The following is a 13624-nucleotide window of genomic DNA, read 5'->3' on the forward strand; positions in this document are numbered from 1 at the left end:
CTCTGACCGTTTGCCTTCGCTATACCCTGATGACGGAACAACAAATAACACGTATGAAAAAACGTATTCCCACCTTGCTGGCCACACTGATTGGTTCAGCCCTTTATAGCCAACAAGGTATGGCTGCCGACCTTGCCTCGCAGTGTATGCTGGGTATCCCAAGCTACAATCGTCCATTGGTTAAGGACGACGGCAATAGCCAGCCGGTAACAATCCAGGCCGATCACGCCAAAGGTGACTACCCGGATAATGCCGTTTTTACCGGGAATGTTGACGTTCAGCAGGGTAACAGCCGCCTGCAGTCAGACGAAGTTCAGCTTCACCAGAAGCTGGTCGAAGGTCAAACGGATCCCGTCCGCACCGTAGATGCCTTAGGTAATGTGCATTACGACGACAATCAGGTCATCCTGAAAGGTCCTAAAGCCTGGTCAAATTTAAACACCAAAGATACTAACGTCTGGGACGGTAATTACCAGATGGTTGGCCGCCAGGGTCGCGGTACCGCAGACCTCATGAAACAGCGCGGCGACAACCGCTACACGATTCTCGAAAACGGGACGTTCACCTCCTGCCTGCCGGGTTCCAACACCTGGAGCGTGGTTGGTACTGAAGTGATTCAGGACAGGCAGGAAGAAGTGGCGGAGATTTGGAACGCCCGCTTTAAACTGGGCCCGGTACCGGTGTTCTACAGCCCTTACCTGCAGCTGCCTATTGGCGATAAACGCCGTTCGGGCTTCCTGATCCCCAGCGCTAAATACAGCACCAACAGCGGCATTGAGTTCGCGCTGCCCTATTACTGGAACATTGCGCCAAACTTCGATGCCACTATCACGCCTCACTATATTGATAAGCGTGGCGGTATCCAGTGGCAGAACGAATTCCGCTACCTGACCCAGGCAGGTTCAGGCTTGATGGAGTTTGACTATCTCCCGTCGGATGACGAATACAAAAACGAGCAGGGCGTTGCGCCGGGCGAAAAAGATCGCCGCTGGCTGTTCTACTGGAACCACAGCGGGGTCATGGACCAGGTGTGGCGTTTCAACGTCGATTACACCAAGGTCAGCGACTCGCGCTACTTCAACGACTTCAGCTCACCCTATGGTAACAGTACCGACGGCTACGCCACGCAAAAATTTAGCGTCGGCTACGCTAATCAGAACTTTGACGCGACGCTGTCCGCTAAACAATTCCAGGTCTTTGCCAACCAGCTGGGTACATTCACCAGCTCTTACCGTGCAGAGCCGCAGCTGGACGTCAACTTCTACCAGAATGACGTGGGCCCGTTTGATACCCGAATTTATGGCCAGGCGGTGAAATTCACTAACGTGAATGACAACATGCCTGATGCAACGCGTCTGCACCTTGAACCGGTGATCAACCTGCCTGTCTCCAACGGCTGGGCAAGCCTGAACACCGAAGCCAAGCTGATGATGACCCATTATCAGCAAGGTAATCTTGATGAATATAAGCAGAAGATTAACGCCAACAGCACATTAGAAAACACCGTCAACCGCACGCTGCCGCAGTTTAAAATGGACGGCAAGCTGATCTTTGACCGTGATATGGACTCCGTTGCCGGCTGGACACAGACGCTTGAGCCACGCGCTCAGTACCTGTACGTGCCGTATCGCAACCAAAGTGCTATCAACAACTACGACTCATCGCTGCTGCAGTCCGACTACAGCGGCCTGTTCCGCGACCGCACCTATGGTGGCCTGGACCGCATTGCTTCCGCAAACCAGGTCACGACGGGCTTAACTTCCCGGGTTTATGATGACGCATCGGTTGAACGTTTTAACGTATCCGCGGGTCAAATCTACTATTTCACCCAGTCCCGTACCGGGGATGACAACATTAACTGGGAGAAAGATAAGAAAACGGGCTCCATGGTCTGGGCCGGTGACACCTACTGGCGTATGACAGATCGCTGGGGCCTGCGCGGCGGGGTACAGTATGATGCTCGCCTGGGTAGCGTAGCGAACGGCAGCGGCGCCATTGAGTACCGTCGCGATGCCGATCGTATGGCACAGTTGACCTATCGTTATGCCAGCCCGGAGTATATTCAGGCTACGCTGCCGACAGTTTACTCTACCGCCGATCAGTATAGAGAAGGGATCTCGCAGGTCGGTATGGTCGCCAGTTGGCCAATCGTGGATCGCTGGTCCGTTGTCGGGGCCTACTACTACGATACCAATGCCCGACAGTCCGCTGACTCTATGTTCGCCGTGCAGTACAGCTCTTGCTGTTATGCCATTCGTGTTGGCGTCGAGCGTAAGATCAACGGGTGGGAAAATAACATGAGTAAATACGATAACGTAATCGGCTTTAACATCGAGTTACGTGGCCTGAGTTCCAACTATGGCCTGGGTATTCCGCAGATGCTGCGTACTAACATTCTGCCATACCAAAGTTCGATGTAATTCACTTTGACGAATTCTCTAAATAATCCGCTTTGCGGCTAAGTAAAATGGAAAAAGTATGAAGAACTGGAGAACGCTGCTTCTTGGTGTCGCACTTGTAGCGAACACAACTTTTGCAGCCCCGCAGGTTGTCGACAAAGTAGCTGCCGTAGTCAATAACGGCGTAGTCCTTGAAAGCGATGTTGACGGCTTAATGCAGTCCGTCAAAATGAACTCACGCGACGCGGGGCAACAGCTTCCTGACGACGCGACGCTTCGCCATCAAATCATTGAACGTCTGATCATGGATCAAATCATCCTGCAGATGGGCCAGAAGATGGGCGTGAAGATCACCGACGATGAACTCGATCAGGCCATCGCCAACATTGCAAAACAGAACAACATGACCATGGATCAGATGCGCAGCCGTCTGGCCTATGATGGCGTGAACTACAACACCTACCGCAGTCAGATCCGTAAAGAGATGACGATTTCGGAAGTGCGTAACAATGAAGTTCGTCGTCGCGTCTCAATCCTGCCGCAGGAAGTTGATGCCCTTGCACAACAGGTAGGCAATCAGAACGACAGCAGTACCGAACTGAACCTGAGCCACATCCTGATTGCCCTGCCAGAAAACCCAAGCTCTGCTCAGGTTGATGACGCAGAAAAACAGGCACGTAACGTTGTCGATCAGGCACGCAACGGGGCAGACTTCGGCAAGCTCGCGATCAGCTATTCTGCCGACCAGCAGGCGCTGAAAGGCGGCCAAATGGGTTGGGGTCGCATCCAGGAACTGCCTTCTATTTTTGCCCAGGCATTGAGCACGGCGAAGAAGGGCGACATTATCGGGCCTATTCGTTCAGGCGTTGGTTTCCACATCCTGAAAGTTAACGATATGCGCGGTCAGAACCAGAATATTTCTGTGACCGAAGTTCACGCCCGCCACATTCTGCTGAAAACGTCGCCTATCATGAACGATACTCAGGCGCGCCAGAAACTGGAGCAAATTGCCGCTGACATTAAGAGCGGGAAAACCACCTTTGCCGCAGCAGCGAAATCCTTCTCGGACGATCCAGGTTCAGCGAACCAGGGTGGCGATCTGGGCTGGGCGGCAACGGATATTTATGATCCTGCTTTCCGCGATGCACTGCAGAAGCTGAACAAAGGCCAGATGAGCGCCCCGGTGCACTCTTCCTTCGGCTGGCACCTGATCGAACTGCTGGACACGCGTAAAGTCGACAGAACCGATGCGGCGCAAAAAGACCGTGCCTACCGCATGCTGTTCAACCGCAAGTTCTCCGAAGAAGCGCAAACCTGGATGCAGGAACAGCGCGCCAGCGCTTACGTGAAAATCATAGGCAGCAATGGCTAACATTTTTCGTGTGACCATCACTCCCGGCGAACCCGCCGGGATTGGTCCCGACCTGGTCGTCGCGTTAGCGCAACGCGACTGGCCCGTTGAACTGGTCGTCTGCGCTTCTCCAGAATTGCTACTTGCCAGAGCCTCTCTGCTCGGTCTCCCCCTGACGCTCCAGCCTTTCGAGGCAAATCAACCGGCAAAACCACAGGCTGCAGGTACGTTAACCGTGCTGCCCGTTGAGCTACGTGCGCCGGTCATTCCAGGGCAACTGGATGTGCGTAACAGTGCTTACGTCGTCGAGACGCTCGCTCGGGCATGCGATGGCTGCCTGAACGGAGAATTCGCCGCGCTGATTACCGGGCCGGTACACAAAGGCATTATCAACGATGCCGGGATTCCGTTTATTGGTCACACCGAGTTCTTCGAAGAGCGCTCACACAGCGAAAAAGTGGTGATGATGCTGGCCACGGAAGAGCTGCGCGTTGCGCTGGCCACAACGCATCTGCCGCTGAAAGCAATTTCTGACGCCATTACGCCGGATTTACTACGCCAGATTGTCACCATCCTGTATCATGACCTGCAAACCAAATTTGGTATCCCGCAGCCGCATGTACTGGTTTGCGGTCTCAATCCACACGCCGGGGAAGGTGGCCATATGGGCACCGAAGAGATAGACACTATTATCCCGGTGTTAAATGAGATGCGCGCTCTGGGGATGCACCTTTCTGGCCCGTTACCGGCAGATACGCTATTCCAGCCTAAATACCTCGATAGTGCTGACGCCGTACTGGCGATGTATCACGATCAGGGTCTGCCCGTGTTGAAATATCAGGGCTTCGGCCGCGCGGTAAATATCACGTTGGGGTTACCTTTTATCCGTACCTCGGTTGACCACGGCACGGCTCTTGAGCTGGCAGGCCAGGGAAAAGCCGACGTCGGCAGTTTTATTACGGCGCTTAATCTCGCCATTAAAATGATTGTAAATAGTCAATGAATACTCGAGTCCACCAGGGCCACCTTGCCCGCAAACGTTTTGGACAAAACTTCCTTAATGACCAGTTCGTTATCGACAGTATTGTCTCCGCAATTAACCCACAGCCAGGCCAGGCAATGGTCGAAATTGGTCCAGGCCTTGGTGCACTGACCGAGCCTGTGGGTGAACGTATGGATAAAATGACCGTTATCGAACTGGACCGCGATCTTGCCGCACGTTTGCAAACGCACCCGTTCCTGGCCCCCAAGCTGACAATTTATCAGCAGGATGCCATGACCATGGATTTCGGCGATCTTTCGCAGAAAATCGGCCAGCCGTTGCGCGTCTTCGGTAACCTGCCGTATAACATCTCTACGCCGCTGATGTTCCATCTCTTTAGCTATACTGATGCCATTGCAGACATGCACTTCATGCTGCAAAAAGAGGTGGTTAACCGCTTAGTCGCCGGGCCAAACAGTAAAGCCTATGGCCGCCTGTCGGTGATGGCGCAGTACTACTGTAACGTTATTCCTGTGCTTGAAGTCCCGCCAACGGCGTTTACGCCTGCACCAAAAGTGGACTCTGCCGTTGTGCGTCTGGTACCACACGCGACTTTACCGCACCCGGTGAAAGATCTGCGCGTGCTGAGCCGTATCACCACGGAAGCCTTTAACAAGCGTCGTAAAACTATCCGTAACAGCCTTGGTCATCTGTTCAGTGCCGACGTGCTGGCGGAGCTGGGCGTCGATGCGACGCTGCGTGCGGAAAACATTTCCGTTGAGCAGTACTGTAAGCTTGCAAACTATCTGGCTGACAACCCACAACAGCCGTCGGAGAGCTAAACTATGCTTGATTCGCCCCGCGTATGCGTGCAGGTACAAAGCTTTTATATTGAGTCGCAGTCCTCGCCTGAGGATGAGCGTTTCGTATTTGCGTACACAGTCACTATTCGCAATCTGGGGCGAACAGCAGTTCAGCTACTTGGCCGTTACTGGCTAATTACCAACGGCAACGGCCGCGAAACCGAGGTTCAGGGCGAAGGTGTCGTCGGCGAACAGCCGCATATTGAACCGGGCAACGACTACCAGTACACCAGCGGAGCGGTTATCGAAACGCCGCTCGGCACCATGCAGGGCCATTATGAAATGGTCGATGCGCAGGGAGAGGCCTTCAGGGTCGAGATCCCCGTTTTCCGTCTGGCCATTCCAACTTTTATTCACTGATACCATGTCTACATATCTGATTGGCGATGTTCACGGCTGCTACGATGAACTGATCGCGTTGCTGCAGCAGGTTAATTTCAACCCTGAAGAAGATACACTGTGGCTGACGGGCGATCTGGTGGCTCGTGGGCCAGCTTCTCTGGAGGTGCTGCGCTATGTTCGCAGTCTCGGTGACAGCGTACGAGTGGTACTCGGTAACCATGACCTGCATCTTTTAGCCGTCTTTGCGGGCATCAGCCGCAACAAACCTAAAGACCGCGTTACGCCACTGCTGGAAGCGCCTGATGCCGACGAGCTTCTCAATTGGCTTCGTCGTCAGCCGCTCATTCAGGTGGATGAAGAGAAAAAGCTTGTTATGTCTCATGCGGGGATCACGCCTCAGTGGGATATCAATACCGCGCTGGCCTGCGCGCGTGATGTCGAAGCCGTTCTCTCCAGCGACAGCTACCCGCTTTTCCTGGATGCAATGTATGGCGATATGCCCAACAACTGGTCCAGCGATCTCTCCGGGCTGGCACGCCTGCGTTTCATCACTAACTCGCTCACCCGCATGCGCTATTGCTTCCCTAACGGCCAGTTGGATATGTACTGCAAAGACACGCCGGAAAAAGCGCCTTCGCCGCTGAAGCCCTGGTTTGCGATTCCTGGCCCCGTTACCGCCGAATATTCTGTGGCTTTTGGTCACTGGGCATCGCTGGAAGGGAAAGGCACGCCGGAAGGGATCTATGCGCTGGATACGGGTTGCTGCTGGGGGGGAGAACTAACCTGCCTGCGCTGGGAAGATAAAGCCTGGTTCGTACAGCCTTCAAATCGTCAGCAGGATAGCGGCGAAGATCAAACCGCTGCCGCCTCTTAGAAGTTACCCCTCTCTCTGTCGAGAGAGAGGTAAAACTTAACGACGCTCCAGAATTTCGAAGCAATAACCGTGGGAGTTATTCTCGTCGGCATCGTGGAATTCACTGAAGGTTGACTGCCACTCATCCGGATCGTAATCCGGGAAATGCGTGTCCCCTTCCACTTCCGCATCAATATGGGTCAGGTAAAGACGCTGCGCCTTGGGCAGGAACTGCTCGTATACGCGTCCCCCGCCAATCACCATGATTTCTTCGGCATCACCGCAGGCTTTAATAGCCTCTTCCACCGATTTCACCCACTCAACGCGATCGTCATTTCCGGCCTGGCTGCTAATAACGATGTTTTTACGTCCCGGCAGCGGGCGGCCAATAGACTCCCAGGTCAGACGCCCCATAACAACAGGTTTATTGAGCGTATTGCGCTTGAACCAGGCCAGGTCGGCAGGCAAATCCCATGGCATGGCGTTTTCCATGCCGATAACGCGATCCACCGCCAAAGCAGCAATCAGACTGATCATTTATATAACCTAAGGATGATGAAAAAAATTGCCGCCACTATACGGAAAGCGCAATCTTTCGTCGACAGCAGGCGATGGGCGTAACGAGAATTTTTTTTATTCTGCTGCGGCCATCGCGCCCTGATTTTCAACTGCGGGATATGGAACAAGGGGTTAGCGTTAACCCCCGCTCACTATAAGGAAAAGTAAATATTTTTCAGCAAGTTCACTCTGCTGGCCTGACCGGGGGTTCATCGGAAAGTTTACCGCTGTGAAGACCCTCTTTTGTTCCCTGCCAGCCATCACGTTGGATAACGTGCAGGTGCGCACGATCCTCGTTAATAACCTCTGTCAACATCGCGCTGTTGCGCTTAAAGACATCCGCGCGCTCGGCGGTCTTATCATCAGTCGGCACCATTTCTTCAAGCATTTGCAGGTTAAAACGGCGGAAGTGGTCGGCCCGCTCGCGCGCTTCGTATTTGCCGACGCCCAATCCCTCCAGCGCACGACGGCCAATCTTCAGCGAGCTTTCGAACGTTTCACGTTCCGGCATCTCGACCCCCGCCTGACGCAGGCGGATGTAGTGATTAATATCGCGCGCGCGGGCAAGGATCTGCAGATGCGGGAAGTGCTCCTTCGCCAGTTCAGTGAGCTGCATGCTGGCTTCAGGATCGTCAATGGCGTTAATCAGCACTTCAGCGCCTGCGGCCCCGGCTGACTCAAGCAGGTCAACGCGGGTGGCGTCCCCATAAAAGACCTTGGTGCCAAATTTTCGCAGCGTCTCTATATGGTCAGGATCGTGATCCAGAATAACCACGTTCACTCCGCTGCTCAGTAACAGACGACCGGCAATCTGCCCAAAGCGTCCGAAGCCCGCGATGATAACCCGGGGCTGCTCTTCATCAATTTCGTCGGCCTCTCCGGCCTGCTCGCTGCCCGTTTTCTCGAGCCTGTTCAGCAGCACCAGCAACAGAGGCGTGGCCGCCATGGATAGCGCCACGGCAAGCGTCAGCGACTTCGACCAGTCGTCGTCCAGCACCTGAGCCATATGAGCCGCGCCGAAGATAACAAAAGCAAATTCACTTCCCTGCCCCAGCAAAACGGCAAACCAGCGTCGCTGCTTACGCGGCACTTTTAAAGGCTTAGCGACCAGCCAGAGCACCAGCGTTTTGATGACCAGGAAACCGACCAGCAGGACGAGAATACGCAGCGGGTTGTCGAGCAAAGTCCCGAAGTCGATAGACATCCCAACCCCGATAAAGAACAGCCCCAGCAGCAGGCCCTTGAACGGCTCAATATCGCTTTCCAGCGCGTGACGATATTCGGAGCTGGCTAACAGCACCCCGGCAAGAAACGCCCCCATCGCCATCGAAAGCCCGGCCTCTTCAAGCAGCAGGCCAAAGCCAAACACCAGGAATAGCGCCACGGCGCTGAACACTTCACGTAACCCCGAGCGCGCCACAAATCGCAGCACTGGCCGGGTGACATAGCGCCCAAGCAGTACAACCAGAGCCAGCGCCGCCGCTACCTTAAGCGCGGAAATTAAAAACGTCGCAAAGGTCATCGTCCCGCCGCTGCTCGCCAGCAGCGGGATCATTGCCACCAGAGGGATCGCCGCGATATCCTGGAACAACAGTACGGCAAACGCGCCTCGCCCCATCGGCGTGACGGTCAGGTTGCGTTCGTTCATCGCCTGCATAGCAATCGCGGTGGATGAGAGCGCCAGCGTCAGGCCAATAAGCAAGGCGATCTTCCAGTTGAGCCCCATCACGATACAAAATGCGCCGAGCGCCAGCCCGCAGGCCGCCATTTGCAGAAAACCGCCGCCAAACACCGAGGCGCGAAGCGTCCATAGCCGCTGAGGATCAAGCTCAAGCCCGATAACAAAGAGCATCAGCACCACGCCAATTTCAGCAAAGTGCAGAATAGTTTCGGCGTCGGTAACCAGCCCCAGCCCCCATGGCCCAATAATGCAGCCGGCAATCAGGTAGCCCAGCACGGAACCTAATCCGAGCCGCACGGCGATAGGCACGATCAGCGCGGCAGAACCGAGGTAAATTAATGCCTGAATTAAGCTGTGGCTATCCACGATGAGCCTCCTGCCAGTCAATCAAGCGTTGCTTATAGTCATCCGCCTGGCGGGCAAGCGTCAATTCATCGCAAACAAAGGTGAAATGAATCGCGAAGGCCGGAAGCCACTGCATTCCGCAGTAGAGCGCCGTGGCCTGCAGAGGCTGGGCGAGAACGTCAAATCCAGGGTGATCGCCCAGTTCAAAATGTTTTTCGCTGCCGCCGGTTGTCACGGCCCACATCACCTCTTTGCCGTGCAGGGCATTCCCACCTTTGCCGTATGCCCAGCCGTGCGAAAGCACTTTGTCTATCCACAATTTCATCAGCGGCGGCACGCTGTACCACTGCATGGGATGCTGCCAGATAACCAAATCAGCGCGGCTTAACGCCTGCTGCTCAGCGGCAATGTCGATATTAAAGTCGGGATAAAGTTCATAGAGGGAGCGAATCTCTACCCCCGGAAGCGCTTTGGCTCGCTCGAGCATTTGCCGGTTGGCATGGGAATGCTGGGGATAGGGATGCGCATAGATTATAAGAATCATTGTTAAGCCTGTCTTCACTACTGTCTGTAATGACAGTGAGTTTAGTCAGTTAATCGACAGGCTAACAGTCAATATTGCTGAGCGTGTTGTTGGATATTTCTTAACTAGTTATCCAGCTCGCTCATCTCTTTCACCTGATCGCGGTTGATCTGCTCGGTTTTACCCGTTTCGGCATTTTTGTATGACACCAGGCCCGTGTCTTTATCAACCTGCGGTTTGCCGTCGGTCACGATCGTTTTGCCATCACTGGTTTTAACTGCCTGATTGGACGAGCAGCCCGCCACGATCAGCAGCGCTGCGGCAGTGAAGAGGGAAGCAAGTAAAGTTCGTTTCTGCATGGTGTTCTCCCAGCGTGTTTAGTCATTTTCAGTTGTGTGCTGGTTAACTGTAGACTATCTCGCTGGGTATAAAGTAAAACGGCCTCTTTTCAGAGGCCGTTGCCGTTATTTTCGGAACATTCTTTCAGGACAAGAAAGCTTAACCCTTAATTTGGGCATGCATTTCCTGCACCGAAATCACCTTCTCGGTAGCATCGGCATTCAGCGCCATCGCCGTGGCGAAACCCCCGTTCAGCGTGGTGTCATAATGCACTTTGTACTGCAGTGCGCTGCGGCGAATCAGCTTGGAGTCTTCAATCGCCTGGCGGCCCGCGGTGGTGTTGATAATGTAGGTGTATTCGCCATTCTTGATACGGTCCTGAATGTGCGGACGCCCTTCATGCACCTTGTTCACCAGGCGTGGGTTAATACCCGCTTCGCCCAGCACAATCGCTGTACCGTGGGTCGCATCCAGCTCGAAGCCCTGTTTCAGCAGCTTCGCGGCCAGGTCAACTACGCGCTCTTTGTCACCTTCACGCACGGAGAGAAGCGCGCGGCCTGGCTTACGCATGGTGGACTGGCTGCCCAGCATCGCTTTAGAGAAAGCTTCTGCGAAAGTACGCCCCACGCCCATCACTTCCCCGGTAGAGCGCATTTCTGGCCCTAACAGCGGGTCAACGCCCGGGAATTTGTTGAACGGCAGCACCACTTCTTTCACCGAGTAATAAGGCGGGATGATTTCTTTGGTGACGCCCTGCTCAACCAGCGTTTTGCCTGCCATAACGCGAGCGGCAACTTTTGCCAGCGGCACGCCCGTCGCTTTAGAAACGAACGGCACGGTACGCGCGGCACGTGGGTTCACTTCAATCAGGTAAACTTCGTTGTCCTTCACCGCAAACTGCACGTTCATCAGGCCACGCACCTGGAGCTCAAAGGCCAGTTTCTGCACCTGCTGGCGCATCACATCCTGAATTTCCTGGCTCAAAGTGTAAGCCGGCAGAGAACATGCCGAGTCACCGGAGTGAACGCCCGCCTGCTCGATGTGTTCCATGATGCCGCCAATCAGCACGGTTTCACCGTCGCAAATGGCATCCACGTCCACTTCGACCGCATCGTCAAGGAAGCGGTCAAGCAGCACCGGCGCGTCGTTGGAAACGCTAACCGCGGTCTGGAAGTAACGGCGAAGGTCTGCTTCGTCGTAGACGATTTCCATCGCGCGGCCGCCCAGCACATAGGAAGGGCGAACCACCAGCGGATAACCAATCTGGACGGCTTTCTCTACCGCCTGCTCGATAGCCGTTACGGTGGCGTTAGCAGGCTGTTTCAGCTTCAGGCGCTCAACGGCGTGCTGGAAACGCTCACGGTCTTCTGCACGGTCGATAGCATCCGGGCTGGTACCGATAACCGGCACACCAGCCGCTTCCAGCGCACGAGCCAGTTTCAGCGGAGTCTGGCCGCCGTACTGTACGATGACACCTTTTGGTTTCTCAACGCGGACGATTTCCAGCACGTCTTCAAAGGTGACAGGCTCAAAGTAGAGGCGGTCGGAGGTGTCGTAGTCGGTAGACACGGTTTCCGGGTTACAGTTAACCATAATGGTTTCGTAACCATCTTCACGCAGCGCCAGCGAGGCGTGTACGCAGCAATAGTCGAACTCGATGCCCTGACCGATACGGTTTGGTCCGCCGCCCAGCACCATGATTTTGTCACGGTCATGGTTCGGGTTCGCTTCACACTCTTCTTCATACGTGGAGTACATATAAGCGGTGTCGGTAGCGAATTCTGCCGCACAGGTGTCTACGCGTTTGTAGACAGGGTGCAGGTTATATTGCTCGCGCAGTTTGCGAATTTCAGCTTCACGCACGCCAGCCAGTTTAGCCAGGCGTGCATCCGCAAAACCTTTGCGCTTCAGCATACGCAGGAAGTCATGGTTCAGGCCGGTGATGCCCACTTCAGCCACCTGCTCTTCCAGACGCACCAGCTCTTCAATCTGCACCAGGAACCAGCGGTCGATGTTGGTCAGATTGAACACGCCATCTACGGACAGGCCCGCGCGGAATGCGTCAGCCACATACCAAATACGCTCTGCGCCAGCGTCTTTCAGCTCGCGGCGGATTTTGGTCAGCGCTTCCGGGTCATCCAGGCTGACTTTCGGGTCAAAGCCGGTAGCGCCCACTTCCAGGCCACGCAGCGCTTTCTGCAGTGATTCCTGCTGAGTACGACCGATAGCCATGACTTCACCCACGGATTTCATCTGGGTGGTCAGACGGTCATTTGCGCCAGCAAATTTCTCGAAGTTAAAGCGAGGAATTTTCGTCACAACATAGTCGATGGACGGTTCGAAGGATGCCGGAGTACGGCCACCTGTGATGTCGTTCATCAGCTCATCAAGGGTGTAACCGACTGCCAGCTTCGCGGCAACTTTAGCAATCGGGAAGCCCGTAGCTTTAGACGCCAGCGCTGAAGAACGGGACACACGCGGGTTCATCTCGATAATAATCAGGCGGCCCGTTTTTGGGTTCACGGAGAACTGAACGTTTGAGCCGCCGGTTTCCACGCCGATTTCACGCAGTACCGCCATCGAGGCGTTACGCATGATTTGGTATTCTTTATCGGTCAGCGTTTGCGCTGGTGCCACGGTGATGGAGTCCCCGGTATGAATCCCCATCGGGTCGAAGTTTTCGATAGAGCAGACGATGATGCAGTTGTCGTTCTTATCACGCACCACTTCCATCTCGTACTCTTTCCAGCCAATCAGCGACTCATCAATCAGCAGCTCTTTGGTTGGGGAAAGATCCAGGCCGCGCTCGCAAATCTCTTCAAACTCTTCGCGGTTATAGGCGATGCCGCCGCCGGTGCCGCCCATGGTAAAGGATGGACGAATGATGCACGGATAACCCACGTCTGCCGCAACCGCCAGCGCTTCTTCCATATTGTGCGCGATACCGGAACGAGCGGTGTCGAGACCGATTTTTTTCATCGCAATGTCGAAGCGACGACGGTCTTCAGCCTTGTCGATAGCATCGGCGGTAGCGCCGATCATGGTGACGCCGAACTCTTCCAGTACGCCCTGACGCTCAAGCTCCAGCGCGCAGTTCAGCGCGGTCTGGCCGCCCATGGTTGGCAGCACCGCATCCGGACGCTCTTTTTCGATGATTTTGCGTACCACTTCCCAGTGAATTGGTTCGATGTAGGTTGCATCCGCCATTTCCGGGTCGGTCATGATGGTGGCCGGGTTGGAGTTCACCAGAATAACGCGGTAACCCTCTTCACGCAGCGCTTTACAAGCCTGCGCGCCAGAGTAGTCAAACTCACAGGCCTGGCCGATAACAATCGGGCCCGCACCGAGGATCAGGATGCTTTTTATATCTGTACGTTTTGGCATGGTC

Annotated in this window: 11 protein-coding genes; 6 read left to right on the plus strand and 5 right to left on the minus strand. The window is 54.8% G+C overall.

Translation table 11 applies throughout. The features are described from left to right. The first annotated feature begins 53 nt into the window (after positions 1–53). Genes lptD through apaH form a run of 6 tightly spaced genes read left to right on the plus strand, consistent with a single transcriptional unit; the run spans position 54 to position 6811 of the window. Positions 54–2420 (plus strand): LPS assembly protein LptD, encoded by a 2367-nt coding sequence (lptD, locus tag WFK85_RS12205; RefSeq protein ID WP_166993513.1) that lies wholly within the window; start codon positions 54–56, stop codon positions 2418–2420. Between the two features lie 58 nt (positions 2421–2478). Then, a complete protein-coding gene (surA, locus tag WFK85_RS12210) occupies positions 2479–3771 on the plus strand; it encodes a peptidylprolyl isomerase SurA (RefSeq protein ID WP_008461725.1) in 1293 nt (430 codons plus the stop codon). After that, the gene (pdxA, locus tag WFK85_RS12215; RefSeq protein WP_008461723.1) at positions 3764–4753 is read left to right on the plus strand and encodes a 4-hydroxythreonine-4-phosphate dehydrogenase PdxA; all 990 of its coding nucleotides are present in this window, start codon (positions 3764–3766) and stop codon (positions 4751–4753) included. Before surA ends, pdxA begins: the two co-directional genes overlap by 8 nt. After that, entirely contained in the window at positions 4750–5574 is an 825-nt protein-coding gene (gene rsmA / locus WFK85_RS12220; protein WP_039300352.1) for a 16S rRNA (adenine(1518)-N(6)/adenine(1519)-N(6))-dimethyltransferase RsmA, read from the plus strand. The genes pdxA and rsmA overlap by 4 nt, the downstream gene beginning before the upstream one ends. Before the next feature lie 3 nt (positions 5575–5577). Further along, entirely contained in the window at positions 5578–5955 is a 378-nt protein-coding gene (gene apaG, locus WFK85_RS12225; protein WP_008461718.1) for a Co2+/Mg2+ efflux protein ApaG, read from the plus strand. Between the two features lie 4 nt (positions 5956–5959). Beyond that, positions 5960–6811, plus strand: coding sequence for a bis(5'-nucleosyl)-tetraphosphatase (symmetrical) ApaH (gene apaH, locus WFK85_RS12230; protein WP_166993511.1), 852 nt, complete (start codon positions 5960–5962; stop codon positions 6809–6811). A gap of 36 nt (positions 6812–6847) precedes the next feature. On the opposite strand, the gene folA is transcribed toward apaH, so the two are convergent. The 5 genes from folA to carB form a co-directional block, all read right to left on the minus strand. Continuing rightward, the gene (gene folA, locus WFK85_RS12235) at positions 6848–7327 is read right to left on the minus strand and encodes a type 3 dihydrofolate reductase (protein WP_008461713.1); all 480 of its coding nucleotides are present in this window, start codon (positions 7325–7327) and stop codon (positions 6848–6850) included. Positions 7328–7532: 205 nt separating this feature from the next. Next, on the minus strand, positions 7533–9395 hold the full coding sequence (gene kefC, locus WFK85_RS12240; RefSeq protein ID WP_008461711.1) for a glutathione-regulated potassium-efflux system protein KefC: 1863 nt from the start codon (positions 9393–9395) through the stop codon (positions 7533–7535). Beyond that, entirely contained in the window at positions 9388–9918 is a 531-nt protein-coding gene (gene kefF / locus WFK85_RS12245) for a glutathione-regulated potassium-efflux system oxidoreductase KefF (RefSeq protein ID WP_166866883.1), read from the minus strand. Before kefF ends, kefC begins: the two co-directional genes overlap by 8 nt. A gap of 104 nt (positions 9919–10022) precedes the next feature. Continuing rightward, positions 10023–10256, minus strand: coding sequence for a YgdI/YgdR family lipoprotein (locus tag WFK85_RS12250; protein ID WP_166993505.1), 234 nt, complete (start codon positions 10254–10256; stop codon positions 10023–10025). Between the two features lie 139 nt (positions 10257–10395). Further along, positions 10396–13620, minus strand: coding sequence for a carbamoyl-phosphate synthase large subunit (gene carB / locus WFK85_RS12255; RefSeq protein WP_008461705.1), 3225 nt, complete (start codon positions 13618–13620; stop codon positions 10396–10398). Between the last annotated feature and the right edge of the window lie 4 nt (positions 13621–13624).

This window comes from Cedecea sp. VD22 (assembly GCF_037150195.1).
Taxonomy (GTDB): Bacteria; Pseudomonadota; Gammaproteobacteria; order Enterobacterales; family Enterobacteriaceae; genus Cedecea.

Coding starts and splice junctions, on each gene's coding strand:
- pdxA (WP_008461723.1), top strand. CDS start 3,764: ATGGCTAACATTTTTCGTGTGACCATCACTCCCGGCGAACCCGCCGGG.
- rsmA (WP_039300352.1), top strand. CDS start 4,750: ATGAATACTCGAGTCCACCAGGGCCACCTTGCCCGCAAACGTTTTGGA.
- apaG (WP_008461718.1), top strand. CDS start 5,578: ATGCTTGATTCGCCCCGCGTATGCGTGCAGGTACAAAGCTTTTATATT.
- lptD (WP_166993513.1), top strand. CDS start 54: ATGAAAAAACGTATTCCCACCTTGCTGGCCACACTGATTGGTTCAGCC.
- folA (WP_008461713.1), bottom strand. CDS start 7,327: ATGATCAGTCTGATTGCTGCTTTGGCGGTGGATCGCGTTATCGGCATG.
- WFK85_RS12250 (WP_166993505.1), bottom strand. CDS start 10,256: ATGCAGAAACGAACTTTACTTGCTTCCCTCTTCACTGCCGCAGCGCTG.
- kefF (WP_166866883.1), bottom strand. CDS start 9,918: ATGATTCTTATAATCTATGCGCATCCCTATCCCCAGCATTCCCATGCC.
- surA (WP_008461725.1), top strand. CDS start 2,479: ATGAAGAACTGGAGAACGCTGCTTCTTGGTGTCGCACTTGTAGCGAAC.
- carB (WP_008461705.1), bottom strand. CDS start 13,620: ATGCCAAAACGTACAGATATAAAAAGCATCCTGATCCTCGGTGCGGGC.
- apaH (WP_166993511.1), top strand. CDS start 5,960: ATGTCTACATATCTGATTGGCGATGTTCACGGCTGCTACGATGAACTG.